General features: G+C 54.5%; 22 protein-coding genes and 2 pseudogenes. 15 read left to right on the top strand and 9 right to left on the bottom strand.

All coding sequences use genetic code 11. From position 1 onward, the window contains the following. Positions 1-8 precede the first annotated feature (8 nt). The gene (locus ACUIAI_RS04510) at positions 9-929 is read right to left on the bottom strand and encodes a LysR family transcriptional regulator (protein ID WP_445341666.1); all 921 of its coding nucleotides are present in this window, start codon (positions 927-929) and stop codon (positions 9-11) included. A 333-nt stretch (positions 930-1,262) separates the two neighbouring features. Here ACUIAI_RS04510 and ACUIAI_RS04505 point away from each other — a divergent pair, with 333 nt between their 5' ends. The 12 genes from ACUIAI_RS04505 (at position 1,263) to ACUIAI_RS04450 (ending at position 14,282) form a co-directional block, all read left to right on the top strand. After that, a complete protein-coding gene (locus ACUIAI_RS04505) occupies positions 1,263-2,492 on the top strand; it encodes an L-lactate MFS transporter (protein ID WP_445341665.1) in 1,230 nt (409 codons plus the stop codon). A 3-nt stretch (positions 2,493-2,495) separates the two neighbouring features. Then, entirely contained in the window at positions 2,496-3,698 is a 1,203-nt protein-coding gene (locus tag ACUIAI_RS04500; RefSeq protein ID WP_110413084.1) for an acyl-CoA dehydrogenase family protein, read from the top strand. A gap of 59 nt (positions 3,699-3,757) precedes the next feature. Next, positions 3,758-4,996, top strand: coding sequence for a CaiB/BaiF CoA transferase family protein (locus ACUIAI_RS04495; protein WP_211121112.1), 1,239 nt, complete (start codon positions 3,758-3,760; stop codon positions 4,994-4,996). Further along, positions 4,926-6,194, top strand: a complete 1,269-nt coding sequence (locus ACUIAI_RS04490) for an acyl-CoA dehydrogenase family protein (RefSeq protein ID WP_302328177.1) — start codon at positions 4,926-4,928, stop codon at positions 6,192-6,194. Before ACUIAI_RS04495 ends, ACUIAI_RS04490 begins: the two co-directional genes overlap by 71 nt. Then, positions 6,191-6,928 (top strand): electron transfer flavoprotein subunit beta/FixA family protein, encoded by a 738-nt coding sequence (locus ACUIAI_RS04485; RefSeq protein ID WP_445341664.1) that lies wholly within the window; start codon positions 6,191-6,193, stop codon positions 6,926-6,928. The genes ACUIAI_RS04490 and ACUIAI_RS04485 overlap by 4 nt, the downstream gene beginning before the upstream one ends. Before the next feature lie 2 nt (positions 6,929-6,930). Then, complete coding sequence (locus ACUIAI_RS04480; RefSeq protein ID WP_445341663.1) at positions 6,931-7,884, top strand: electron transfer flavoprotein subunit alpha/FixB family protein; 954 nt, start codon at positions 6,931-6,933, stop codon at positions 7,882-7,884. Positions 7,885-7,900: 16 nt separating this feature from the next. After that, positions 7,901-9,463, top strand: coding sequence for a class I adenylate-forming enzyme family protein (locus ACUIAI_RS04475; protein WP_445341662.1), 1,563 nt, complete (start codon positions 7,901-7,903; stop codon positions 9,461-9,463). A gap of 4 nt (positions 9,464-9,467) precedes the next feature. Then, positions 9,468-10,166: a hypothetical protein gene (locus ACUIAI_RS04470; protein ID WP_445341661.1), complete on the top strand. Its 699-nt coding sequence runs from the start codon at positions 9,468-9,470 to the stop codon at positions 10,164-10,166. Further along, positions 10,147-10,608 carry an acyl-CoA thioesterase gene (locus tag ACUIAI_RS04465; RefSeq protein ID WP_445341660.1) on the top strand — a complete coding sequence of 154 codons (462 nt, stop codon included), beginning with the start codon at positions 10,147-10,149 and terminating at the stop codon, positions 10,606-10,608. Before ACUIAI_RS04470 ends, ACUIAI_RS04465 begins: the two co-directional genes overlap by 20 nt. A 497-nt stretch (positions 10,609-11,105) precedes the next feature. Next, positions 11,106-11,585 (top strand): hypothetical protein, encoded by a 480-nt coding sequence (locus ACUIAI_RS04460; RefSeq protein ID WP_445341659.1) that lies wholly within the window; start codon positions 11,106-11,108, stop codon positions 11,583-11,585. Positions 11,586-11,594: 9 nt separating this feature from the next. Next, positions 11,595-12,134 (top strand): nucleotide disphospho-sugar-binding domain-containing protein, encoded by a 540-nt coding sequence (locus tag ACUIAI_RS04455; protein ID WP_445342813.1) that lies wholly within the window; start codon positions 11,595-11,597, stop codon positions 12,132-12,134. 1,482 nt (positions 12,135-13,616) lie between these two features. After that, on the top strand, positions 13,617-14,282 hold the full coding sequence (locus tag ACUIAI_RS04450; RefSeq protein ID WP_445341658.1) for a helix-turn-helix transcriptional regulator: 666 nt from the start codon (positions 13,617-13,619) through the stop codon (positions 14,280-14,282). A gap of 99 nt (positions 14,283-14,381) precedes the next feature. On the opposite strand, the gene ACUIAI_RS04445 is transcribed toward ACUIAI_RS04450, so the two are convergent. Beyond that, positions 14,382-14,630, bottom strand: a complete 249-nt coding sequence (locus ACUIAI_RS04445; RefSeq protein ID WP_445341657.1) for a hypothetical protein — start codon at positions 14,628-14,630, stop codon at positions 14,382-14,384. A gap of 1,129 nt (positions 14,631-15,759) precedes the next feature. Here ACUIAI_RS04445 and ACUIAI_RS04440 point away from each other — a divergent pair. Together ACUIAI_RS04440 and ACUIAI_RS04435 are read left to right on the top strand one after the other, a co-directional pair. Further along, positions 15,760-17,112: a 3'-5' exonuclease gene (locus ACUIAI_RS04440; RefSeq protein WP_445341656.1), complete on the top strand. Its 1,353-nt coding sequence runs from the start codon at positions 15,760-15,762 to the stop codon at positions 17,110-17,112. Between the two features lie 241 nt (positions 17,113-17,353). Next, positions 17,354-18,121, top strand: coding sequence for an LOG family protein (locus ACUIAI_RS04435; protein WP_110413071.1), 768 nt, complete (start codon positions 17,354-17,356; stop codon positions 18,119-18,121). A gap of 20 nt (positions 18,122-18,141) precedes the next feature. Here ACUIAI_RS04435 and ACUIAI_RS04430 read toward each other — a convergent pair whose 3' ends face one another. From ACUIAI_RS04430 to ACUIAI_RS04415, 4 genes and pseudogenes are all read right to left on the bottom strand, one after another. Next, entirely contained in the window at positions 18,142-18,819 is a 678-nt protein-coding gene (locus ACUIAI_RS04430) for an O-methyltransferase (protein WP_181414928.1), read from the bottom strand. Positions 18,820-18,892: 73 nt separating this feature from the next. Further along, positions 18,893-19,429, bottom strand: a pseudogene (locus ACUIAI_RS04425) (4Fe-4S dicluster domain-containing protein); the annotation flags it as partial. A gap of 303 nt (positions 19,430-19,732) precedes the next feature. Further along, positions 19,733-20,164 (bottom strand): annotated as a pseudogene (locus tag ACUIAI_RS04420) (2Fe-2S iron-sulfur cluster-binding protein); the annotation flags it as partial. Positions 20,165-20,233: 69 nt separating this feature from the next. Then, positions 20,234-22,135 carry an FAD-dependent oxidoreductase gene (locus ACUIAI_RS04415; protein WP_445341655.1) on the bottom strand — a complete coding sequence of 634 codons (1,902 nt, stop codon included), beginning with the start codon at positions 22,133-22,135 and terminating at the stop codon, positions 20,234-20,236. A gap of 78 nt (positions 22,136-22,213) precedes the next feature. Between ACUIAI_RS04415 and ACUIAI_RS04410 the strand changes: the two genes are divergently transcribed. Then, positions 22,214-22,558, top strand: a complete 345-nt coding sequence (locus ACUIAI_RS04410) for an MGMT family protein (RefSeq protein ID WP_445341654.1) — start codon at positions 22,214-22,216, stop codon at positions 22,556-22,558. A 4-nt stretch (positions 22,559-22,562) separates the two neighbouring features. On the opposite strand, the gene ACUIAI_RS04405 is transcribed toward ACUIAI_RS04410, so the two are convergent. The 3 genes from ACUIAI_RS04405 to ACUIAI_RS04395 are packed head-to-tail and all read right to left on the bottom strand — an operon-like array spanning position 22,563 to position 26,381. Further along, positions 22,563-24,098: a DNA-processing protein DprA gene (locus ACUIAI_RS04405; RefSeq protein ID WP_445341653.1), complete on the bottom strand. Its 1,536-nt coding sequence runs from the start codon at positions 24,096-24,098 to the stop codon at positions 22,563-22,565. Positions 24,099-24,147: 49 nt separating this feature from the next. After that, positions 24,148-25,734 carry a YifB family Mg chelatase-like AAA ATPase gene (locus ACUIAI_RS04400; RefSeq protein WP_445341652.1) on the bottom strand — a complete coding sequence of 529 codons (1,587 nt, stop codon included), beginning with the start codon at positions 25,732-25,734 and terminating at the stop codon, positions 24,148-24,150. Next, a complete protein-coding gene (locus ACUIAI_RS04395; protein WP_232342048.1) occupies positions 25,734-26,381 on the bottom strand; it encodes a YraN family protein in 648 nt (215 codons plus the stop codon). Before ACUIAI_RS04395 ends, ACUIAI_RS04400 begins: the two co-directional genes overlap by 1 nt. Between the last annotated feature and the right edge of the window lie 279 nt (positions 26,382-26,660).

Genomic DNA, 26,660 nt, shown 5'->3' with positions numbered 1-26,660 from the left:
CTTGATGGTTAGCTGGAGGATCGGAGCATCTTCAGTCTTGGGTTCAGTCCCTTTCCCAAGTCCTTCTGCAGGAAGAGCCCGAATTCCTTGTACCAGTGGGAAAGCTGACGGCGCGGATCGTAGACGATATAGACTTTGTGGGTGTCCTTGCTGATATTGAGTGGTATTCGTCGCAGCTCGAAGGAATCCAGAAGGATAGTGTCTGCTACCACAGCAACGGCATCGTTGGCCAAGGCTTCGCCTGCTATCGTGATCTCCCCATCCAGGGTGTCGGCTATGTGCAGATCCGCCCAGATATCGGCAAGGCTTTCTCGAATCTCGCGCCCAATAGGGGTGTCATCCCCGTAGGTGATTAAGTTGTATGAGGTTAGCATGTAGGGATTAATGGTCTCGAACGCAGCCAGGGGGTGGCCCGGCGGAACCGCGACCACGAACCGTTCGCCATAGAGAGGAATGAAGTTGAGTTCTTCGAATCTCGGGTCGTAGGAGCAGATTCCCATCTTGTATTTATCGGAGACCAGCCCTTCCAGAATGGGCAGGGAGATCTGGTTGGCCAGTATGAACTTGGGCATTCCCCCATTTATTTCCTGGAAGGCCTTTATGGCGCGGGGAAGATAGGTGCCGATGAAAGTGGGAATGCAGGCTAGGTTCACATAGTCGGCATCACTCTGAACCTTGTCATGGAGTGCTTTGACCCCTTGATCGAATACAGTCAGAGTGGAGCATGCAGTGTTGTAGAACATTTTGCCATATTCGGTAAGTTCTATCTGATGTCCACTCCGCTTGACCAGCAGGCATCCCAGCTCCTTCTCCATGGATTTGATGGAATTGCTGAGTGTCGGCTGACTGATATGCAATTCCTCTGCCGCTATGGTGAATTGTCTGTATTCAACCAATGTTCGAAAGTAACTGAGCTGATGGAGATTCACTGGTCGTACCTTCTTTTCTTCAAGCTACATGAGGAATTTACCTAGCCCGGCAGTCATGTATGAATATGATCTCTTCCTTGCGATTCATTCCCATCGTATGAAAAAAAATCCAACAAATTAAATAATGACTCGCTATGGGTCCATATGTATTTTTAATATAGAGCAACCTTGATGATCTGTTTTGTGAGTTTCTTGTTGGCAAAGTTGCTAATTATATTTTGTTGCCCTATTAAATTATTCCTATTTTACATTGGGAATATGTGAATTGCGTCACTATCGTGAGGCCTAGTTGTGCAGACAGATTGACAGATACTCATCGGGCAAGGAGGCCAAATGGTAGAAGCTGTCACTGGAAAAAACAGAAACCGTTGGTTTGTTTTCACAGCGGCTTTCTTAATTATTTTCTGTTGTGCCGCGTCGTCAGCGTTTTCCGTCTTCGCTGAACCCCTACGCAAGGCTGTAAATGGCACCGCCTCGCAGGTTGCCTTCACATTGACCCTCTACCAGTTCTTCATGGCCTGCTTTGGGGTAGCCTCCGGCTGGATCATGGACAGATTCGGGGCCAAGAAGCTCATGTATGTGGGAGGACTCGTTTTTGGGCTGGGATGGGGCCTGACGGCGTTTGTCCACAGCCTTCCGCTCCTTTACCTGACAGTAGGTTTGATGGCGGGCGCCGGCAATGGAATCATGTACAACCCTGCTCTATTGACTGCTTTGAAGTGGTTCCCTGAGAAGCGAGGCACCATTTCCGGCTTCCTGCTAGCTGCCGCTTCATTGGGGCCTCTGGTCCTGGCTAAGGTCGGTGCTGTCCTCTGTGACAAGTTTGGGATGAACGGCTTCATTCCTATTGGTCTGGCCTACCTCATCATTTGCTGGGCTGTCGGTTGGCTTATGGATTCACCCGAGCAGGTGGATAACACGGGCACAGCGACAACGGCGACCGTAGAGTCCAACGATTACACCCCTGGACAGATGCTCAAGACCGGTCGCTTTTGGCTCATGCTGGCCCTGTTCGCCATCTCCTGCACAGCAGGCATCATGCTGATCGGCTCCTTGTCGCCCATTGCCCAGGTCCAGCTCAGCATGACTCCGATAACGGCAGCCAATATGGTTGTCATAAATACTTTGGCCAACTTCTGCGGCCGTCTAATTACTGGGCGCTTGACCGACAAGCTGGGTCAGACCAAGACCCTGGCTCTGATTCTTATCCTGACCATGGTGGGTTTGGGTGGCCTGAGCGTAGCCCGCAATGTTTGGTTTTTTGCAATTTTCCTCATTCTGCTGGGAGCCTCCTTCGGTGGCGTCTTGGTGGTTTACCCGACCCTGACAAGTAGCGTCTTTGGCCAAACCCACTCCGGTACCAACTACGGCATCATGTTCTTCGGCTATGCCATTGGTGCACTCCTGGGTCCTCAGATCGCAGCGCGTTTTATAGACCAGTCGGCAGGTGTGGGGGCCTATCGCGGTGCCTACATGGTGGCTATTTGTGTGGCCCTGGTCGGACTGGTCATTGATGTATTTCTGATTGCCAAAAAGATTGGCACAAAAGAAAAGGAGCAGTAAGTAATGGAACCAACACAAAAGCTGGTGCATACTCAACCCGGAACCAAAATGACTGATGATGAGTTCCAACTCTATCTGAAGCAGATCCAGCACCTTGCAGAGAACGAATTTGATGAAATGCAGAAGGAGGTGGAAGTTACCAATACCTTCCCCAAGGAGTTCTTCCGACTGGCTATTGACAATGATCTATATAGGTTTGCGCTTCCGCTGAAGTATGGTGGTTTCGGTCTGAACTGCCATCAGATCTTCCAAGTCCAGGAGCGTTTCTCCCGTGGACCCGGCGGCATGAGAATGCACCTGCATTATGCCGCTGATTTGAACTGGAGGATCATGAATGAGTTCGGGCAGCCCGAGCTCAAGGCCGAGGTCATGCCCAAGCTTCAGGACAAAAGCATCTTCACCTGCTTTGCCCTGACTGAGGAAACTGGTGGAACGGGCGCCGATCTGCATACCTCTGCCGTCAGGGATGGCGATGACTTCATTCTCAACGGCGAAAAGACCTTGATTTCTCATACCGACTGTTCGGACGCGGCCTATGTCTTTGCTGTGACCGATCCCGACAAGCCAGGTCCCGAGCGCCTTACTGCTTTCTATGTGCCTGTTGACACACCGGGATATGAGATTGTTCCCATGCCCCACATGATGGGCTGCAGGGGTGCAGGACATGCCGGGCTGCGCTTCACCAATATGCGCGTCAACAAGCGATTCCAACTGGGCGAGGAAGGTGATGGCCTCCATGTGGCGATAGCATCTCTATCCATCTCTCGCGCTCACATCGCCGTTTCCAATCTCGGTATGAGCCAGCGCTTCCTGGAGATGGCCATTGCCCGCGCAAAGGACCGCGTTACCTTCGGTAAGCCCCTGGCCAAGCGTCAAGCTATCCAGCAGATGATCGCCGATATGGGTACCCACATCTTCGCTCTGCGTTGCATGCTGACCGACCTGGCTGAGCAGTATGACAGGGGGGAGGACATCGAGGAGAAAGCTGCCATGTGCAAGCTCTTCAGCATAGACACGGTCAAGCTGGTCTCTGACTACTGCTTCGAAATCTTCGGGGGCATTGGTTACTTCGAGGACAACCCCTATGGTCCTGTAGAACGCATGTACCGTGATTGCCGTGCTATGTGGCTGGAGGAGGGCCCGCGCACGGTTCAGCGCTTGACGGCCTCTCGCAAGCTGATAGCAGACAACGGCATCATCAAGTGACACAAGCTTTCGCCGGCGGTGATGAACCGTCGGCGGATCATGTGGAAAAGGCAAATTTTATGACTGACAAGGTTTTAAGTGGCATCCGCATCGTTGACATGACCACATTCCTGGCTGCACCGACGGTCGCCAGGATCATGGGCGAGTGGGGTGCTGACGTGATCAAGGTGGAGCCTCCCAAAGGCGATGCTGAGCGTACTCAGGGAGCTGTCTTCAACATGCCCTACGCGGATGACGAGAATTTGGGTTTCGATATCTCCAACCTCAACAAGCGTTTTGTAACACTCAACTTGCGGAAGGAGGATGGCCTGAAGGCTTTCATGAAGCTGTTGGAGGGGGCGGATGTCTTTCTGACCAACCTGAGAAGCAAGTCACTCGAACACCTGGGCATTGATTATGACTCCCTCAAGGATCGATTCCCCAAGCTGGTCTACGCTCAGTGTTCCGGTTATGGGGAGGACGGGCCCAACAAGAACACGGCAGGTTACGATGCCACCAGCTATATGGCGCGCGGCGGTGTTCTGGCCACCACTATGGAGAAGGGCACCAGCCCTATGAATCCGCCCAATGGCTATGGCGACTTTCAAGTAGCTATGTGTCTGACAGCCGGCATCTGTGCCGCTCTGATCAGACAGGCCAGAACCGGAAAGGGCGACAGGATCACTGTGGCTCTGCATCATGCGGCCATTTTCATGCAGAACGTTGCCATGGTTTCAGCCCAGTATGGCAATCCCTATCCCAAGACACGCATGGAGGTTTCCAACCCGTTCAACAATTGTTACCAGACCAGCGACAACCGGTGGTTTGTCATGTGTGTGCCGGTATTCAACAGGGACTACAACAAGGTCATGACTCTGCTGGGGCGTGAAGATCTGCTGGATGATCCCAGATACAGGGATATAGACAAGATCAATGCCGAGGGACTCAACCGGGAGTTCATTAGCATTCTGGATGGGGAATTCCGCAAGAGGCCACTTCAGCATTGGCTTGATGCTTTCAAAAAAGAGGATCTGCCCTTGGAGGCTTGCTACCTGCCAACCGAAATCTATACCGATGATGAGGCTCTGGACAATGACGAGGTCAGGAAGATGCGTTTCCCCTCCGGACAGGAGCGGTTCATCCCGACCAATCCCGTCAAATTCGCCTCACTAGGCAAGCCTGAGCTCAGACCTTCGCGTGCCCAAGGAAGCGACACCGAGTCAGTACTGCGCGAAGCCGGCTATACGGATGAGCAAATCCGTCAGATGCTCTTGGACGGGGCGGCGGCTTCTACCAGGCACATCGGCGATCCAATTTGATCCCCATCCATTAAGGGAAGGAAATAAGGAGAGGACATTGGCTTTACTGTATACGCAAGAACAACGTGAATTCATTAGAATGGTTCAGGAGTTTGCTGACCAGACATTGACCCCAGAGGTCGTCAGCAAGTACGACCACTTGGGGCAATGCCCGGTGGAACTCTTCAAGCCCGCTTTCGACATGGGTCTGCACATGCTGGAGATACCCGAGGAATATGGCGGTGCAGGTTTGCCTTATTCCACCACTGCTATGGTCTTCTCAAAACTGGCCGAGTATGATGCTGGATACGCCATCACCTTGGTTTCGACCTTCGTGGCACTTCGCTCAGTCATGCTTGCAGGCAGCGCGGACCAGGCCCGGCGTTTTGCCGACATCATCGAACCAGGCGCTTTCGCAGCTTTCGCGCTGAGCGAGTCTGATGCAGGCACGGATGCGGGATCAGTCAAATCCACGGCCACCCGTGATGGGGATGATTACATTCTCACTGGCGAAAAGACATTCATCACCAACGGCAGCATCGCCAATGTCTATGTAGGTATCTTCCGTACGGCTGACACCGGAAACAAGGGGCTTAGCGCCTTCATGATCGAGCGTTCTCGTGAAGGCATCAGTGTGGGCGCTCATGAAGATAAGATGGGCTTGCGCCTGTCTGACACCTCCACTGTCAACTTCGATCATGTCCGTGTGCCGGCAAGCAACCGTCTGGGGGACGAGGGAGCTGGCTTCAAGGTGGCTATGAACAGTCTTAATCTGTCTCGGGCGTTTGTGGCCACACTGGCTGCCGGCATCATGCAACGTGCGCTTGACGAATCTGTCTCATACGCCCGTATTCGCAGTCAGTTCAAGAGGCCCATCATTCGATTCGAGGCCGTGCAGGAGATGCTGGCCGATATGGCAATCGCACTGGAGACCTCACAAGTGCTGATCCACAACACCATGACCATGATGGATCAGGGCAACCTCGTGCGCAAGGAAGGGGCGATGACCAAGACCTATGTGACCGACGCTTTGCAACGCGTGGTTACCGATGCGGTCCAGGTCTTTGGTGGGTACGGAGTCTCCAAGGCCTATCCCGTAGAAAAACTCATGCGCGACAGCAAGGTCTTTCAGATTTTCGAGGGGACCAACCAGATTCAACGTGTGACCATCGCCAACGAACTTGACAAGGAGTATGCAGGCAAGGAGGTGGGGCGATGAAGGTGCTTGTATTGGTCAAGGGGGTGGTTGATCCTGGCCCCCAGCCTTCTCTTTCTGAAGGTCGTCTCACCAGCGGAGACGTAGTTCTGGATCATTATGGCAAGTATGCGCTCGAAGCGGGTCTTCAGCTGGCTCAGGATCAGGATGACCAGGGTAGCGTGACTGCGGCTTCCGTAGGTCCGGATTCTGAGACGGCACTAAGGGATGCGTTGGCCTTAGGTGCTCAGGATGCTATTGAGGTCAAGACGGACCAGGAAAACGCCGGGCTGGCTGACATTCTTGCCCAGGCTGTCAACAAGGAAGGGCCATTCGATCTGGTTCTTTGCGGGGATCAGGCTACGGATGACAGCCAGGGTGTCCTTCCTGCCCAACTGGCTGCCGCCCTCGATTGGCCCTTAGTGGATGCAGTGGATGCTTTAGGGTTCGTTGGACCTCGTCTTTGCTACACGTCCCTTCTGGACAAGGGGGCGGTGAAAGGCACCGTTCAGCTTCCAGCAGTGGTTTCGGTCCTCGACACCATCAACAAGCCGCGTCTGCCCAGTTTTCGTTTGAAGATGGCGGCCAAACGTTATCAGATCAAGGAGTTCCAAGCGGAATCGAGCCAAAAGGATCCTCTTGAAAAATTGGAGATGGAAGAGGTTCCAGCCTCCAGCAAGGAGGTCATAATGGTGGACTCTGTCGATGACCTGATCCGTGCTTTGGACCAGGTTGGCATTCGACTGAAGAAGGAGTGATCATGCAATTCGATACCGTATTCCTGGTCTTACCCGGTCTTTCTCTTGATGAATCAGCTGGGAGTTTGACTTCCTTTGCTCTTCGTGCGGATCTGGGTTCGAAATTGGAGGCATTGGTCCTGCCTGATCAGGGCGATGCCCGCTACAAGGGACTTGACCAGGTCACTGTTCTGGAGAACCAGGCACTTGGGCCAGCCAATCCCGATGGTGCCGCTCAGGCCGTGGCTGACTATATCAAAGAGCAATCTGATGCTCTTGTGCTCTTTGATGACACCAGATTCTCCCAGCAAATCGCTGTCCGTCTCGCAGCCAGCATGGGAGTACCGGCCGTGACCCATGTCATCGATCTTTCAAAGAAAGCTTCAATACTCACCGTACATAAAAAAGTGTATTCGGGCTCTTTGATCCAGGGCTACCGGTGCAATGTGCCTGCAGTATTCACTGTTGATCTTACGGCTGTACCTCCTGCAGAGAGAGACGAAGCAATTCCAGTGATTCATAAGGAAGCTACCGTCGATGACAATGATGCTCAGTTCACGCTCTCTGATCAAAATCAGGGGCCAGACCTGTCCACAGCCAGATTGGTCGTAGCTGGCGGTCGTGGACTTCAGGATAAGGATGGGGCCGCACTGGTTAACAGTTTGGCGGAGCAGCTGAATGGTGCCGTTGGCGCATCAAGGGCTGCGGTCGATGCCGGGTGGTTCGCTACTTCCACAATGGTAGGTCAATCAGGGAAGACTGTTGCCCCCGATCTCTATCTGGCCGCCGGGATTTCCGGAACGATTCAGCACACTGTCGGGATGGATAAGTCCAAGTGTGTGGTAGCTATAAACACCGATGCCGAGGCGCCCATCTTCGATCTGGCTGACTATGGCTTGGTGGCTGATGCTCGTCAGGCGCTGACAGAACTTATTGAGAAGACTGCAGCGCCAGGATCTGCTGAAGAATCGAACTGATCAAGGTGGTCTGGAGATGAATATGGAGGCTGCAGCCGAAACCGATCAGGTCGTGTCCCGCTCTGTGTTGTCGGGGGATTCGCTCGGCGAACGTTGGAGAAGGCGATGCCGTTCGACGCCAGGATCCGTTTTCCTGATTAGTGAAGAAAGGGAGCTGACCTATGCCGAGGCTGACCGAATGGCCGACCTGGCCATCTCCATTCTTGATCAATGCCATGTGCGTCGTGGCGATGTCGTGGGCTTGCAGATGGAGACGAATCTGACCTATGTGATCATGCTCATCGCATGTTTCAAGGCGGAATTGCTGACCATGCCACTTAGTCTCCGTCTCAATCCAGACGAGGCTTGCTACCTGGTCGAGCAGATGAAGCCATCTCTGCTGGTTATGGACCATGATCAAGGTCCTCTGGCCATGGCCTGCAGGGATGGGGCTCACAATTATAGTGGCGGGAAGGTCCAGCTAAATCAGCGGACTCTATTCATCCAGCGCCGTCTGTCTCTGTCCGCATCTCCTGCGGAATCTGGTTACGACTCCCTGTCTGCAGCCAACCGCCCAGCCGCCATTCTCTGCACCTCGGGCACGACCAGCTATACCAAAGGGTGTCTGCTTTCGAATAAGAATATTCTCGCCAGTGAAATTTCGTTCAATCAAATCTACGAAATTACCGACAAGGATCGATTGATCCTAGCCTCAGGCTTCTACCATGCCATAGGCTTCCATCACGGCATCGTATCGACATTTCTTGCTGGTGGATCCATGGTGCTTCTTGGTCGATACAGCAGCCAGGCCATGATGGAATTGACCAGACGGTACTGTTGTACATACACGGTCACCGTGCCCACCGTCGTCTATGACCTGCTTGCTTGGTATAAGCCGGGTGACCCCCTGAAACGGGTCATCTCCGGAGGCGCGCCTCTGTCACAGGACATGCTGGGTATGGCTTGGAAATCAGGACTTCCCCTTTACAACATATATGGTTTGACCGAGTGCGCCCCCTTTTCCTGTACAACGCCGGCCTATTACCGTGCTCATGAGGGGATGACCACTGCAGGTTTTCCGATATGCGGAACCAAGATTAGGCTGGTCGACAAGACAGGTAGACAGGTGAGGGAATGGGGCCGGTCTGGCCAGATCCTGGTACAAGGGCCCACGGTCTTTCAAGGGTATTACCGAAATCCAAAAGAGACCCATAAGGTTCTCACCAGCGATGGTTGGTTCTCCACTGGGGACCAGGGGCATATGACGCCGGACGGAGCTCTTGTCATAGATGACAGGCTTAAGGACATGGTCATCAGAGGAGGCGAGAATATTTCAACTGGCCTGGTGGAGAGCTATCTGCTGGGGCACCCAGATATAGCAGAGGCGGCCGTGGTCGGTGTTGATGATCCCCGTCTGGGTGAGCGAATAGGTGCATTTATAGTCATGAAAACGGGTAAACGACCGCTTGAATTGGAACAGGTCAAAGAGTATCTGGCCTCGCGTGGAGTAATCAAGAAGTTCTGGCCCGAAGTTTTGAAAGTGCGCAAGTCTCTGCCCAGAACTAGTTCCGGCAAGATCAAGAAGTATCTGCTTTCCTGACGGCATGAAAGAGGTTGTCATGGTCGAGGCCAATGAACATGGATCGTTAACCTTCAGTCCGACCAGGTCGCATGCCCGTCGTAAACCCCGCATGATGCGAAAGAGGTTGGCCTTTTACAGACAGGCCGACTCCTCAATCTTCTTGGACATGGATCTGGATCGAACCTCAAATGCTGATTCGACCCGGTCCAGTGGTCTCCACGACCTTGTCCGAGAAAGCGGCCAAGATGTTCAGACATCGGATGGGGATGTGCCTGGTGTGGTCCAGAGCCTTAGCAAAGCAAGCGAGGATTTGTATGAAGAGGTTTCTGCGCTCCCTCTTGACCAGGATCATCAGTTCTCATATGCCATCGTGGGTGGATTTAATTCCAATGCAATCACTGTTGAGGTAGGCGATATAGACAGAGAGCAGCACGACCTGGACTGGATCGCGCTGCTCACTTTCACAGGCTGTCAGATCACTTATCTGCGACCAGATAAGTCTGGCTATGTTTTTGCTTTGGCTGACGATGACGCCTACGTTTACTGTGACAAGGATCCTTGTGAGGAGTGCGTCTTCAAGTGCAAGAACGGATTTGTCCTGTACCTGCACTGTGCTCAACATGGTGTTTTTAGTCTTCCCCTATCGCCCCGTAGTAAAAACAACAACCGTATCGATAGAGGCAGAGGAAAGAAGGTGACCGGTGACCGAGAGCATTTATAAGGTGCATATCGGCGATTTTTTCGTTGAGCCGAGGATGCTCAACCATTTGAGAATCACCCATGGGGGAGCCATGATCCGCGAGTGCGACTCCGCTCTGGGTCTTTTGGCTGAAAAGTATGTGAATGGGCGTGTTTTGACTGTGTCCATCAGGGACTTCTCCTTTAAGCAACGGACTCATGTTGGCGATCGGATAGATTTCGAAGTTACTATGATCGCCACCAGTACTCATACCATGACCTTTTACGTGAACGTACTGATGCTCGGTTTCGGGCGGCAACCAGTCAGTGTAGGGGAGGGCGTCTTTGTCTTTATTGCAGTGGATGAGAACTTCAACCCCTCGCCTGTACCGGCCTTGGAGGTGCACAGCTCCGATCAGGAGAAGTTCATCAGAGCTGTTAGGAAACGCTATGGCTTGTCCTTGGACGATGTGGCGGTTGCCTGATCATATGCCGACTGGATGGTGATGATCCATCAGCTTTTCCAGTTTGTATCTGGATTAGTGCATTGTCATATTCCTAGGCAGTATGCACCGCTTGTTGCGAGTTCTGAGCTGAGTGAGTTGAGATTATTAGGACAACCCTAGAGATTCTGGATTGCCAGTATTGGACTAAATTAAGAAGCATTGAAAGGCGTGTGTTCAAGAGGCACAGTGCGCATAAAAGGCTGGGACTTTCCTGAATGTTGTGATGTCCGTCATGTGGTGGCTTGGATGCGTGTTCAGTAAAGGGAGGGACGGTAATGGATAAGGGAGGGTGCTGTTCCGGGGCGGCGTGATATGGCTTCATGCATACGAGGGGTGCCCTTCTCATGCTGAATATGCCCTATCAAGGTCATATCAATCCGACCTTGGGAACTGTGTGTCTTTTGGTGGAGACCGGTTATTCGGTCACCTATGTCTTCGATCTACGATGGCGAAAGTAGATAGAAGATTCGGGTGCGTTGTTTGTTCCCTATGATGATTATCCTGAGCAGCCGGACAAGGTGCAGAGTCTTCGTGGCGGGGTTTATGCGATAGAGACAGCCCGGCGTTTGGCAGCCGAGAAGCAGTACGATGCTCTCATGTATGAAGGTCTGCTGCTGTCGGGCAAATGCCTTGCTGATCAGAACGGCGTGCCCTCCATCCGCCTGTCATCCACTTTTGCTTACAATCGATCGATTCTTGCCAAGCTGTCTGATACGGGCGGGCTGCACGTGACCAGTCTGCTGAAGTTTCCTGCCGTTGTGAAACTGATGTCGCTTTCGATGCGACGGCATGGGCGCATTGAATCCGACGATTTCGTCACGGAGATGGTCGACAACAATCCGACACCTACGTACGTCTACACGTCCCGGTCTTTCCAGCTTGACAATGAAGCGTTTTCGGACAAGCTATTCAAGTTCATCGGCCCCTCTCTGGATGGCAGAGCAGCGCAAGCCTAGGATGCCCGTCTGGACGATGAGCTCAACAGAGGTGGGGGGCGGCCTGTCATCTATGCGTCGCTGGGCACGATCTTCAATACCTTTATGCCCTTTTACCAGGCTGTGGTGGCAGCGTTCGGAGATAGAGATGTCACAGTGGTGCTCTCGGTAGGCCGTAATTTCGACCAGATGAAATTGGGCCGGGTTCCTCATAACATATTCATCAACCAGTCTGTAGATCAACTGGCCGTCCTTGAGAAGGCTGACCTGTTCATAACGCATGGCGGCATGAACAGCGTCAACGAAGCCCTCTATTATAAGGTGCCTGTGGTGGTGGTCCCCATGGCCGACGATCAGCCGACGGTAGGGGCGAGAATCGCAGAGCTCGGGCCGGGAACGGTGGTGAGGCGCAAAAAGATCAACGGGCAGACGCTGGGGCGTGCAGCCTCGATGATCCTGGCAGACAAACAAATCGCTGACAATGTCAACAGAATCAGCGAGGACATGCGAAAGTCCGGCGGCAACCAGCAAATAGTCAAGGATCTGGACCACATCCTCAACCACTCCTGACCAACCCAGCATTCCAACGGATTGTTGCGCATCCACATCATGTGAGGCATTGCGACATGCCGACGACCTCTCGTGATTGGCCCTATGAATCATAGAACGCCAATGATGAGAAAGGTTTGGCTTTGTAACACTTGCGAATGACTGACGGGGGGAGCCAAACAACAAGCTTTGATACCTGTGCTTCGTAGTTTTGGACATCTTCCCCTGCAGCGTTTCATGGGCGCATATCGGGTAGTTGAAGCATCTTGGATACAGTCTATTGGCTGATGCTGGCTACTGGCGACAGGCGGGGGGCTCTGATATTGTTCGTCCTGCCGTTCCCCGCGGCGTGGATCGGTCGTTGGCGCTACTGCATCATCCGATGCGGATGTCCTGTCCCGGCTGGCATGGAAGGACGGTTGTCGCGGCTTGGCCTGTATTCACCCGTCTCTGAGAAGGCAGAGGATCTCCGCGCCCTACGGCTCGATGTCCTGCTGATTGATGGCATTGAGAGCAAAGGGCAGTAAGTGAAGATAAGGGATGGATATGCATGAGCATTTCTTGGTATTTGGGGCGGGATCACGAGCTGGGCAGTGTTGCTGTCCTGGATGCCACCAACTAGTTTTCTTGAGCGGTTGCCTGTGTCAAGTCAACCTGGAGCGTATCCGTGTCCTGCAATTTCTTCCTGAACTCGACTTTCAAGGGAGGATACTCCGTCGTATTCTGAGGCATTCGAGCATCTGGCACAAACTGTGAAACGTGCTGCTGCAATAATCTTTCGACCCTAGGAGCCTGTGTCAGTGAAATTAAACAGGGCAGGCCCCGGTCGAGTTTCTGGACCCCATGGTGTCGAGCAATTGGCTGTCCATACAGAAGTAGCCGTTGATTGCCGTCCACTCCATAGTCAACTCCTGGCAGTTCTGAGCTCACTTATCGGATTGTCTGATGTCGGTGTGATGGCGTGGTGTATAAGCCCTCACCCGAGCTGCCATCCTTAAGGTCGCTTTTGAAGATGACCACCATTCCCATGAGCCATCCTTTGAAATTTATGCATATGACTATCCATGAACCGGATCCTTCACGTCTTTGCGGTGGCCAGAGTTGATTTCCAAGCGTAAAGCGCATCCGCTGGCTTAATCCTCCCGATGCGCCTCATGCATTCTACGGTGTATGACGGGGTCTTCGCCCGCTGGCTATACCTTCTTATTCTCGTATCGCATCATTGCATGATCTGGGCTTGGCAATGGGAGGCGAATGTGATTGGTGCTGCGCTGATGACCTGTCCGGGGGTGTTTCTTCAACCTACATTCTGGCTGAGTTATGCTGATAACCCTTGAAAATGAGGGTGTCAAAGACTTTTGGCAGGGAAATTTTTGCTGGGTGAGGGGTTGGGTTGATAGCTTGAGGGGGTCGGACTTGCGCAGGCCTCGATGATGCAAGCGCATAGTCATCAAACCAACATTGGTGAGCGGACGATGGTCAGGGAAAGCGGGTGGCAGGGGTATGGAACTGGGCAATCAGATTCGCCGGTATCGCTCGGAGCGGGGCATGTCCCAGGATGATCTTGCGGGGAAGATATTTGTGGCCCGTCAGACCATATCCAACTGGGAGAACGATCGTACCTACCCGGACGTGCAGAACCTGCTCCTCCTGTCCAACCTCTTCGATGTGACCATCGACCAGCTGATCAAAGGAGACCTCGACATCATGGAGAAGAGCATTGATTCGGAAACCAAAAACCTTCGCCGACTCGGCTTGGTCTGTGGAATTCTCACGGTCTTCATGTTTTTGACCCTTATCGTCGGGTTTGCTCTCTATATGAAGTTGAATAAGTCAGATGTGATTCTGTATGCTATGCTCGCCATGGTTCTAATAACGGGCATTTTGGGTATCATAGCTGCCGCGTACATTGAGCAGATTAAAGCCCGCAATGATGTGCAGACCTATCGGGAGATCAAGGCCTTTCTGTCGGGCGAGGAAGTGGACCGCAGTAAACGAAGCCACTTTGAACGAAAGTGGCTCATGCCCGGAAATCAATACTACAGCCAGGCGTTCAAGTCCCATCCGATTGTGGGGCCGGTCATCCATTTCTGTGTAACTTCAGCCGTTGGATTCTCTCTGGGCGCAGGTATCGTCTGGACTCTGCTTCATATCTTTGGCATGACCTGACTCGCATAGGGAAAGCAGATCGCACCTCAGAAATACGCTTTTGTATGACATTTCTTGGGTAGAAGTTGAGGGGGGGGGGCTATACAGATATTTTTTTTACTACTTCTTGAGGTGAACGGTGGTTGTGGTGCCCATCGCGCTGGCCTTGTAGGTGATTTCACCGTTTTCATACTTGAAATCTTTGGTGTCGTCCTGTGAGGCGAGCAAGCTCTGCGACATTTTGTCCTTGTATCCCTGGCTGGTCCAAGAGTAGCCGTCGGCGGTGGTGGGCGGGGTGAAGCTGCCGGACCAATATAGGCTGGTGGTGTCGGGGCTCACCCAATTGATTTCTATGCTATTAGCGGTCACCGTTGCCTGCTGGTAGTGGTCTTTATCGGAACCGTTTGTCTGCTTCCATGTCCCTGTTAGATCGGCCGGTTGTGGGGCTTTGTTCGTTTTCTTGGGCTCCCTTGTGAACTGGTCGTTTGCTTTCCTGCATCCGAGCTTGTTGAAGAATTTCCTCCGCAGGATGACTAGCCCATCAACATGACTATTGCGGCAACTGTAGCCGCGATGCCCTTACGCATTTGTGCTTCCTCTCGTCTTCAGTGAACGGCAATAGAATATCATGCAGGCCTAAGCGAGATTGAAGTTGGCATTCATATCAGCCCCCCACCCTGTAGGTCACAGAGATGACGGGTTTACGATGCTAATCGAATGCTGTAAAAAACGGCTCCAAGTTTGGAAACAATTCGTTAGCGTTGCTTTTGTACATAGCTCCTATGGACAGGTATTTGATTGGATTGATAAGTTGCAGAATAGGGTCCGCTTGCTCGAAAGTTTAAGCGTGATTCGTGCTTATACTTTTGCAGAGCCAATGTGCTGTCAATCTGTCAATTATTTGAAGAGCAGACGATATTGTTGATTAGGTGCTTGAATGGCAAAGTCATCAGACGATAGATTGAGTCTTTTTTATCAAAGAGGTGTTTGCGTGGCAGGGTTGTTATGTTTGCTGTGACATTAAGGTTAACCCTATTTACCTTAAAGCCCTACCGTTTTCAGGGCGCTTGCTGCTTACTGGGTCAGAATATACGAAAAGTACTGTATTCAGTATGTTTAAGGTTTGATGCAGAGTCACGCCGCATTTTATATTTTTCTTCACATCTTCTGCTGCAGAAGTTATAGCGGACTGGGAAAGCATTGGGAATGTTCAAGAATTTGTTTCAAAGGTAAGTTTGTTTTCAGCAGTCATAGCTAAGACATATAAGCGACGCATCAGTTACTGCCGGTCGATGTTCAGTATCGTCTTGCCGAGTTACTTGATTATGGCATGTTGTAAGTGAGCGAACTTATGCAGAAAGCGATATATCCACACTGGACCTTGCATGAGTCATGCTCTTCGTTCTCTGCAAAGGTGTCCGCTGATGTTTACACGCACTGATAGAGGGAATCCGAATAATGTTGATGGGTTTCCAGGCTGCGGTGTAGCTTATCAATCGTGAGGAAGAGGAAGAATGACAAGGGCACGTTGCTGGGTATTGTCATTCTTGCAGTGCTTGGCGTGATCATCATGCATCCGGTGATCTCAGGAATCATTATTGCGGTTATCATTCTGTTGGTAGTGCTGTATGCGATGGCGCATAAACAGAAGACTCAAGACCTCGGAAATGAGCATATAAGCCCAACTGCTAAGAAAAGGCATGGTCCGAGAGGAAAACATGCAAAACGGCCCGCTGACGAGCTAGTTCCTTTGAACGATAATATGAAACCTGCTGACAACGATGACGGCTTGCCTGCGGATTATGTGGCGCTTGATACCGAGACGACGGGTCTGCGTGCACAGATGGATCAGATCATCGAGATCGGGGCAGTGAAGGTTCGCGGCCGGAGCATTGTCGACAGTTTCGATACCTTGGTCGATCCCGGCAGGAGTTTGGACAGCAGGATTGTCGAATTGACCGGCATTACTGATGCCATGCTGGAGGGTCAGCCGAAGATCGGCGATGTGTTGCCTTTGTTCTGGTCCTGGGTCGGCGACGACCCTGTTGTAGGTCATAATCTGCGCTTCGATATCAGGTTTTTCGAAGCTGAGAGTGCACGAGTGGGGTATACCATGCCCGGCCCAGTGTGCATGGATACCTTGCAAATGAGCCGAGCTTTGTTTCCACAGGAGAAGCACCATCGGCTGCAGGATCTTATTCGCAGATTCGGCATCGCAGAGAACGAGGAGCATCGTGCATTGTCTGACGCCGCGCAGACGCAGGAGTGCTTTGAATGGATGCGCCGGTATATGAGCGAACTAGGTGGAGGGTTCACTACTATCTTCAAATCGTCAGATTCTTCATCCAGTGCTTCTACGGCATTGAAGCAGCCTAGGCAGTCCCGGCGTTTCAAGGGAAGGGGTGTGCATCGCCCATGCAATCAGCGTCCCGATGGTCAGTGCATCGTAGAGGGTATAGATAAGTGGCAGACCGTTGGTGTGTCGGGTGCGGCAAAGCATCAGGATCTGTTTAACCGATTCTCTACCAGTGACGAGGTCTGGGTGAGATTGCTGCATGGATTCATTGAAACAGGTAAGTACAAAGGTTGGCCGACAATCCAAGTCTGGCTTGACGGAGAATATGCGGGATGTCTCACCGTATTGCAGACATCACGCCATTACCGCCAGGTTCCGCCTGAAGGCGGCGTATCGTACGCACATTTCGGCGTGAGAACTAAAAGGGGAACCTGCCAGTTGCGGGTCTCATTCCCCTATGCCCATGCCGAGATGGAATTGAGCCAATTCGCGCAAACAGCTTCACTGAAGAAAGTTGATATGACTGGTTCGGCGCAGATGAAGTTTGAGATGTAGCCAAATATTCAGATCTGCCTTGATAGTTATCGAACAGAACCGTAAAGCAAGGAAGCAAGAAACTTGGCTCAATAGTTCGTATTCCGTGTGAGCTCTGCCTAGACAGACAGCATTTTGAATAGTCGAGGGCCGATGGCTACCTTGCTGTCAGCCGGGCGGCGGGGGCCGCTATCATGAGAGCCGGAACAGGATCGAGCGGGTCCTTCGGATTGGGGCCCGATGAAGGAATGCGTACACTTACATGGCGGATATGGTTGACAATCACAATGACGATGAAGGCCCGGACTTAGGCAGGACCTACCACAGCGGTCCGGTCATCATGCGCGGGCCCATGATTCCCGAGGCGGATGCCAACGCTGGTCTGCTCTCATCAGGCGGCGATACGAACTGGCTGCATATGGACCCCTGGCGGGTGCTACGCATCCAGGCTGAGTTCGTTGACGGGTTCGGTGCGCTGGCGGAGCTGGGTCCGGCAGCCGCCATCTTTGGCTCAGCGCGGACCGGCAGGGATGATCCCACCTATGCTGCTGCGCGCAAGATGGGCGGCGACCTGGCCAAGGCCGGTATGGCGGTCATCACCGGGGGAGGGCCTGGTATCATGGAGGCGGCCAACCAGGGCGCTGCTGAGGTCGGGGGCAAGTCCGTCGGTCTGGGCATCGAATTGCCCATGGAGCAGGGACTCAACCGCTGGGTGAATCTGGGCATCACTTTCCGTTACTTCTTCGTACGCAAGATGATGTTCATGAAATACTCCTCAGGCATCATCGTCTGCCCCGGTGGGTTCGGTACCCTGGACGAGATGTTCGAAGTGCTGACCCTGGTCCAAACCCATAAGGCACCCAGCATGCCCATTGTCCTCTTCGACAGGGCCTATTGGCAAGGGCTCTTTGACTGGTTTTCGGACACGGTGAGGCAGCGGGGCATGATTTCTGAGCTGGACCCCGATCTGGTCATCCGCACTGATGATCCTGATGAGGCTGTCGAAGTCATCCTGCGCCATTGTGGCTGAGAATAATAGGCGAGCAGTGGTCAGCGGGCGCGCGTGGCCATGATCATACCTGTGCCGATGGGCAGCAGACATGATTCCCAGGCATCGTCTTTGCTTATGGCCTCTATGATGGTCCGTAAGGTGGTGGTTTTGGCGGATCTGTTGGCCGGGTTGAGTATGCCACCCTTGTCTGGGTCCTCCAGCAGATTGAAGGCATCCGTGAAAATCAGCTGTCCTCGGTCCTTGAGTAGGCGCGGAGCCTGGTCCATGACCTGTTGGTAGTTGTCCCCATTGCCTGAGACGACGATAAGGTCGTAGTCGCTGGGGTTGAGCCTGGGGAAGTAGGTTCTGGCAGCCGAGTTGACCGCTCGTAGCCTCATGCCTGGGTGGGCCTTCTCCATGCCCGCGAATATTTTTTTTACCAAGGAGGTGCCTTGGGCTGTTGAGTCGACGGCGGTGAACTGGCCATGACCATGCAGGCCCGTCATCAGGCGCAGGGCTTCGACCACGGAGCCGTTGCCGACCAGGATGATGGATGCCGGAGCGTTCCGGCCAGCCAAAAACTGCAGAAAGGCGCCTTGGGACCGGGAACACTGTGCGAATCCGGCCTCCGAAGCCTTGTCTCGCAAGGTCTGCAACTTGTCGGATTCGACGTTCAGAACGCTTGCCTCGGCGAATTCCCATCCTCTGGCGATGTTGTTGTACGAGGTTTTATCCATGCTAACCATGGTAACGACTAGAGGGCACAAGCCTGTCGCCAGCTCTTGCTGTCCTGTATCTGCGTGAGTCTGGCTACTCTTTGACAGCTTCGACTAGCTTCCACATCTCTTCGCCCACGTCGATGCCTCTGGGACAGGGTCGGGTGCAGGCCCGTATGGACTGGCACGCCTGGATTCCGTCCACTTGGTCAATGGCTTCAAGTCGTTCCTGCCGATGGCTGTCACGGGAATCGTTGATGAATCGAGCCGCTGCAATCATGGCTGCCGGGCCGGCGAAGGCCTCACCGCCCGCATAAATTGGACAGGCGCCCTGGCAGAGTCCGCAGGCGATGCAAGTGCTGAGCAGTTCATACCGGGCCAACTCTTCGGGAGTTTGCCGGTATTCTGACGCTGGTTCTGCGTTGGCTGCCTTAGTCTGGGCTGCTTGACTGGTGGCCTTCGCTAACGGGTTCTGGGCAGAATCATGCATTTGCTGCTGATCGGATTCACAGCGATTGTGGTTGCTTTCGGCAAAGGAATCGTCGTGGAGCAGATAAGGCTTGAATCGTCGAATCTGCTCAAACATGGTGTCGGTGTCCACTATCAGGTCTCTGAGTGGGGTGAAGCCCGGGAGGGGACGGATCTCTACCAATGAAGATTTGTTAGAGTCTGAAGTTTTTGTAAGGTGTGTGCTGGCTTTATGGTTTGTGGTTTCTGTATGGTCTGAGGCTCCAGAAGGATCTGTGGCTTTAGGGCCTATGGTTCTAGAGTCTATGCCCGAATCTGAGTGTAATGCCGACGAAGGTGTGGCCGTTGTGGTGGTCGCCGTGCCGGTGCGACGGAAAGCAGGAGGCTGCTGAACCTCTGGACTTCCATTAACAATACCGGGTGTTGCGTACGCATTCGGCATGGTCTCGGAGGCGGACAAGCAGTTGGCGATGGTGGCTGTGCACAGCAGATCCGGACGGCCATTGATGAGCACGGCATCCGATCCGCACATGCCATGTCCACAGGAGTACCGGAAGTTCAGTGTGGGATCCACCTCTCGCTTGATTTGTAGAAGAGCATCCAAGACCGTGCGCTGCGGGGCAATGCGAATGGTATACTCCTGTGTCCAACGACGGCCTCGACTCCTTCGGCTGCCTGATGTGGCGAAAGGATTACTTTTGGCGAATGGGTTGGTTCGTACCGGACGTTCTGATTGAGGTCGTGGAGTGAACCGGGCTATTCGGAAAGTCACCGGACGGGGATCGCGGTCCGATGCGGATGCCTTTGACCCGACTGAGACGGTGGACTGTGATGTCACGGTTGCTCCTGTCCTTGCTCGGGATGTGGCCCGATGCCCACTGATATGTGCGGACTCCATCCTAATCCCTGCCTGACCGGGATAGGTTTTGAACAGGTGCATGTCTGACCAGATTGGACTCAGGATACATCAGTAGTTACGGCCCTCGGGAGGCATGTCGACGATATGAACAGGCTGCCAGGAGACAACTTCCTTGGCATCAATCATAGTGTGAGCTAAGTAGCGTTCGTCATCGCGTTGGGGATAATCGCTCCGGTACAGGGCGCCACGAGATTCCTGACGCTTCAGGCTGGCATTCAGCACGGCTCGGGCCAGGATCAGCAGGTTGTCTACCTCCATGATGGCGGTCACCTCCTGGTTGAGTACTGCTGTGCCACTGTGCGCACGCAACTGCTTGGCATCGGCATCCAGTTGATCTAGGCTGTGCAAACCCTTTTCTATGCTGCTTTGATTGCATCGGACGGCAACGGCCTCCTCCATCAGCCGTCCCAGTTGACCCATCAGTGCGTAAGGGTTGTTTGGGCTGGCACTGTCATCGGGGTCGGATGCTTCGTCAAGGTCGTTAGCCAATGCTGGTTCCGAGAGGTCGGTTTTACTTGCGCCAGAAAGTAACTCGTCCATGAAGGCCTGACGCTTTTGCAGTGCATGTGTGAGCGGAGACGCATCGGCCATGTCGTTTGGCTTGCCGGCATTGGCCATGACGGCGGCGATGGCCTGTCCTGTCCTGGTCCCGAAGAGGCAGGCATCCAGCAGGGAGTTGCCGCCTAGCCGGTTTGCTCCGTGAACGCTGACACAGGAGCATTCCCCGGCGGCGTACAGCCCATCAACGACTCTGCAGCGGCCATCCTGCCAACGATAGACGCGGCCACGATCGGTGATGGGAATGCCTCCCATGGTGTAGTGGGCGGTGGGTTTGACAGGAACCATGTCCACAGTGGGATCCAGGTGGGCGTATCGATGGATGGTCTCGGTGACCTGGGGGAGCAGAGTAGCCATGCGCTGGCTGTCAATGCCGGTCAGGTCCAGCCAGACGCAATCATGAGGCCCGGCCGGGTCCGATGGATCGGCCACTCCCCGGCCTGCATCAATCTCGGCCATGATGGAACGGCTTACCACATCCCTGGCGGCCAGGTCGCCATGTCCTGGCGCGTAATCCTGCATGAAAGCCCGTCCCTGACTGTTTCTGAGCACGCCGCCTTCTGCGCGGGAAGCCTCTGAAAGCAGGATGCCAGTGTGGCCTAGACCGGTGGGATGGAATTGGATGAATTCCACATCCTCCAGCTGCAGACCAGCCTGTAGGGCGAGTGCCATGCCGTCTCCGGTCAGATCCCAGGAGTTGGAAGTCGTATGGAAGAGTCGACCGGCCCCGCCCGTGCATAGGACGATATTGTCAGCTTGGATGGCCTGCAACTCGCCGACGTGGGTGTCTAGGACTATCAGTCCTCGGGCATGGCCGCCGGATTCATCGTCGGTAGGTGGGTCAACGACCAGATCGGTTACATACCATTCCTCTGCAAACTCGACTCCATGACGCAGGCACTGTTGCCAAAGGGCGTGCAGGATCTGGTGGCCGATACGATCGGCTGCATAGGCTGCTCTCCTGACTGGATGGCCGCCATAATCGGCGGTATGGCCGCCGAACTTCCGCTGGGCGATATGCCCATCTTCCGTCCTTGAGAAGGCCACTCCGTCATGCTCCAACTCAACGATGATTCCCGGGGCCTGCTCGGCCAAAATCCGCACGGCATCCTGGTCAGCCAGCCAGTCGCTGCCCTTGACGGTGTCGTAGTAGTGCCAATGCCAGTCATCCTTTTCCTGGTTGCCCAGACTGGCCGCAATGCCGCCTTCTGCTGAGCCGGTGTGGGAGCGCAGGGGCTGAAGCTTAGAGACGACCAAGACCTTTGGAGATAAGCCACTCTTGCTATTTTTGTTCTCTAAAGCTCTGTACAGGCCCAGAGCTGTTGACAACCCGGCCGCTCCGGCTCCGACGATGACGGCATCATAGCGGTTTCTGACCTTCTGGGGATTCATAACAACGATACTGTCACGACCTATTGATAGTGGCACCCCATCCGATCTATGTCTGTTGACGCGGGCAGAATGGGTCTTATGACCGAGCTTTCCTTCTCCCAGCAGGTTTATCAGGTCGTCAGGCGGATTCCTCGCGGCAAGGTGGCCACCTATGGTCAGGTCGCCTCTCTGACTGGTCACCCGCGCAACGCCAGGTTCGTAGGTTATGCGCTTCATGACAATCCCGAACCTGGGGTGATTCCCTGTCATCGCGTGGTCTTTCGTGATGGTTCGCTGGCACCAGGATTCGCCTTTGGTGGTCCGGAGCGTCAGCGTCAACTGCTGGAGGATGAGGGTGTTCGCTTTGTTCCTCCCCATAGTGACGAATCAGCTGGTGCCGATGGTTGGGTGGTGGATTTGGATTGCTGTCGCTGGAAGGCTTGACTCTTCAGGTCTTCGGATCTTCGGCTACCACACATCCGTCCTGCAGACTGACCAGACCACGAATTTCCAGGGATCCCAGCAGCTGCATCAGTTGCCTGACGGAGAGCTCATGTCCCTGATTGGCGAGCTGAACACGAAGCTGTCCCGTCATGGGTGGACCATTCTGACGCTGACAGTTGCGGATCGCCACCAGCACTGTGGTCTCTACCTTGGTTAGGCGCTCATCGCCGGCTTTTTTGCATTCATGGTCCATAGCTGGATTTGATGGCGGGGTTGAAGAATCCTGTTTGCCCTGAGAGCGGGCCGAAAGCCTGTCTCTATCTGTCCGGGATTGTTTGAGTGTGGTTGAAGGTGGTTGACTGCCGTGGCCGGTCTGGGTCGGACGATCGGAGCCAAGCGGCGGTATGCGCTGCGTGGGCTGTCGACTTGCTCGGTGGTTCTCATGATCTTCGGTGGTTTTGACTGAAACGCCGGTGCCCTGTTGAACGGATTTGTCAGGGTGGATAGGTGCATGGGCGGGATGGCAGATGTCTTGGATATCGGTCGCCGACAGGAGCAACTCCGCCTTGCCCTCATGGATGAGTCTGTTGCAGCCGGTGTTTTCTGGCTGGTCGATTCTTCCGGGGGCAGCCAGTACACGACGGCCCAATTCCAAGCCCCAGTTGGCTGTGTTCAGCGCGCCGGATCGGTGTCGTGCCTGTGCCACTACAATGTCGGAGGCCAGGGCGGCGATGATTCGGTTGCGCAGCAGGAACCGCCGTGCCTCGGGGATAGTGCCTGGCGGTAGCTCGCTGATCAGTGCGCCACCATCTGCCTCAATGTTCTCAAACAGACGACTGTTGCGTTTGGGACCCATATGCAGCAAGCCTCCAGCGAAAACGGCCACCGTTCGTCCGCCGCCAGCTGCCAGTGCTCCCCAGTGGGCGGCGGCATCCGTGCCCATGGCCCCGCCGGAGACGACCAGGTGGCCTTTACCAGCAGCCTGTATGGCTATCTGGTGGGCGGTGGACCGGCCATACTCGTCGCATGTCCTTGATCCGACTACGGCCAAGGGGCGGTCACAGCAGATCAACGCTTCAGGATTGCCTTGTCCCCACAAGCAGAGGGGAGGTGCCCAATCAGAGCGACTTGCCAGGTCACCCACCTGACCTGGCCAGCAGGGGTCGCCAGGGGTCATCACCCAGAACCGACCTCCACCAGTCATCATGGTCCGCACCTGGTCAGTGTCCATGGCCAGCAAGGGTGTTAGGCGTCTTCGCCAGGAGTCACTGATCTTATGGAACCGAGTTAGGTCTTCAGGGCTCGTTCGTCGTCCCCATCGAGCCGTCCCCTTCAGAAAGCGTTCGTCTAGTCTGGCGCGAGCAGCATCATGAGGGCCGTCACCATCCGAGTGGTTCGGTGCCCTTAGTTCGATCAGATTTCGACAAAGGTCGGCCGCCTGGTTCGAGCCCAGCAGACAGCTGATCATGAAGGCATCCGGACCGTCTGCAGCCAGGGTCAGCACAGCTCTGGCAAGCCAGTCACTTTCTACCATGGTCATCGGTCGCGGTTGGTCTGCTGGCATGGTTTTCATCAAGGGTTTGGTCATCTCAGACGGCCCTTGTCCTGAGTAGGATGCCGGTGGTCACATCGTCGGCACCGGGGCTGGGCCGTCCGTCCAGGTCTGCCAGAGTCCATGCCAGGCGCATGGTCCTGTCGGCCCCTCGCAGACTGATCCGTTGTCTGCGCAGTGCTTGATCCACGATTGAACGCGCCTTTGAAGATGTGTTCTGACGCAGCCATTCTCCGCTGATCTGGGCGTTGCAGGTCCAGCCTTCCTTGTGGAAACGCTCTTTTGCCGTCTGGCGTGCACGTGTCACACGCTTACGGATCTGGACGCTTTGCTGGCGTGGACGGTGATCGTCGAATCCCGGGTCGATCACCGGGGGAACCGTGGTCTGGATGTCGATGCGGTCCATGATGGGTCCTGACAGCCTGTTCCAATAACGGAGGCGCTCGCGGGGCGTGCAGGTGCAGCGCTCGCCTGTGCCGTATCCATATCCGCAAGGACAGGGGTTGGCGGCCATGACCAGCTGGAAACGAGCCGGGAAGGTGGTGCTGCCCTTGGCCCGGGACAAGAAGATCCGCCCGATCTCCAGGGGCTCGCGTAGGGATTGGATCACCCTTGGAGAGAATTCCGGCGCCTCATCCATAAAGAGGACTCCGCGATGGGCACGGGTGATGGCGCCAGGGGTGGCCAGTCCGGCCCCGCCCCCGACCATGGCCGCCATGGAGATCGTATGATGAGGGGCCTCGAAGGGTGGCATATTGGTAATCCCATACTGGCTCAGCGTGCCGCATAGGGATCGGATGGAAGCCACCTCAAGCTGTTGAACAGCATCCAGAGCGGGCATGATGCTGGGAAGCCGTTCCGCAAGCATGCTCTTGCCGGCTCCTGGAGGACCGACCATGAGCATGTGGTGGCCGCCGGCTGCAGCCACCATCATGGCCCACTTGGTCTCCTCCTGGCCAATCACGTCAGCCATGTCCGGCTTCGGTGGAGCTGGTTCGGCATTGGCGGGGGAGTTGACATTACTAGCTGAGTTCCTAATGTGCACACTCGCTATGGCGGTTGGCTCGTCGGCTTTCTTATGGCCGTCTGCTTCAGGGACGGCGATTCTGCTTCGCCCGCCCAAGGCCTGAATGAGCTGGCCCAGGTGACGCAGTCCGACAACCTCAATATCGGGAACCAGACGGGCCTCGTCAAGGTTGTCTGCGGGGACGAAGGCTCGCGTGATTCCCTGAGCTCTGGCCTGCGTCAGGATGGGCAGCAGACCGTTGATAGGCAGAATCGTGCCATCCAAGTTAAGCTCGCCCAAGATGACTGTATGATCCAGGCCTTCCGTCGGCAGCGCACCGCCGGCTTCTAGGACGCTGGTCGCAATGGCCAGGTCGTGTGAGGAGCCGTGTTTTGGTTTTGAAGCAGGGGACATGTTGACGGTGACTCTGGTCTGCGGCCACCGAAATCCGCAGGCCGAGCAGGCGGATTTGACCCGTTCCCGCGACTCGGACAAGGAGGCATCCGGCAGCCCGATGATGGAGAAGTAGGGCAGCCCTGGGGAGATGAAGGACTGCACGTGGATGAGAAAGGCCTTGAGCCCTATCAATCCTACGGATTCAGCAGATCCAAGACGCATCAGAAGGCCTCTTTGGTGTGCCTGAGGAAGACTGATCCCGGTTTCCATCCGCCCCTGCCCGAATGGTTGGATCCTCTGACGGTTTCGGCGGATGTCTGACAGGAAGTCAGGGGATGGGCACCCTCGGAATACATGCTTCTGCCAGGGTCGGACTTGACTGACAGGCTGATGACATCGAATCGGGTGCTGCGATGCCGTGCGTTGGGTTCTCGGTCGTGGCTTATCAGCCATTGGACTGCTGCGTGACGCAGGTGGATCTGCTTGCGCGGGCCGACAGCCTGTTCTGGGGATCCGAACCGACCGGTGCGCCTGGTCTTGACCTCTACGAATACCAGAGTCGCCTCGGGATCCAGAGCGATGATGTCCAACTCGCCGAATCTGCTTCTCCAATTGCGGGCTAGAATCTTCCAGTTTCGTTGCCGCAGCCACTGGCAGGCGTAATCCTCGCCCAAACGTCCGAGCTCTCGGCTGTTTATGCCACTGACTCTGATCTGTCGTTCAATATCTGCCAGTTCTATGTCGATGGATTCATCGTTGTTCGTACTAAACCTTGCTCCACTAGTTCGTGTGTTTTCTGGGTTGTCGAAGGATCTCTTGGAATCGGGCAGAGCTCTTATGGGTCGCGCGACCAATGGGTCTGTGATCATAATGTCGGCATCGGTTCTGCCACCCCTGTCGTTTACGGCTGTGCGGAGATTATTTGGTCTAGTCAGTTCTTGTGTGTCCATGTTTCTAGGAGACCACTGGAAGTAAGTCGGTGACTAGCCGAACCAGGCATGTGGTCGAATGATCCTGCGCACGCACGAAAGTGGATGAACGAGTGGATTCCCGATGCTGATGCTGTATCGATTGCATTCATCTCTACACCAGGCAGAGTCGGCAGAGGCAAGAAGAACTGAAACAGAAGCGAAAGAAAGCGTAAGCAA

The sequence above is a fragment of the Bifidobacterium sp. ESL0827 genome, from assembly GCF_052606685.1.
Note: the sequence above shows the minus strand (reverse complement) of the source record. Positions and strands in the feature narration are given on the sequence as shown.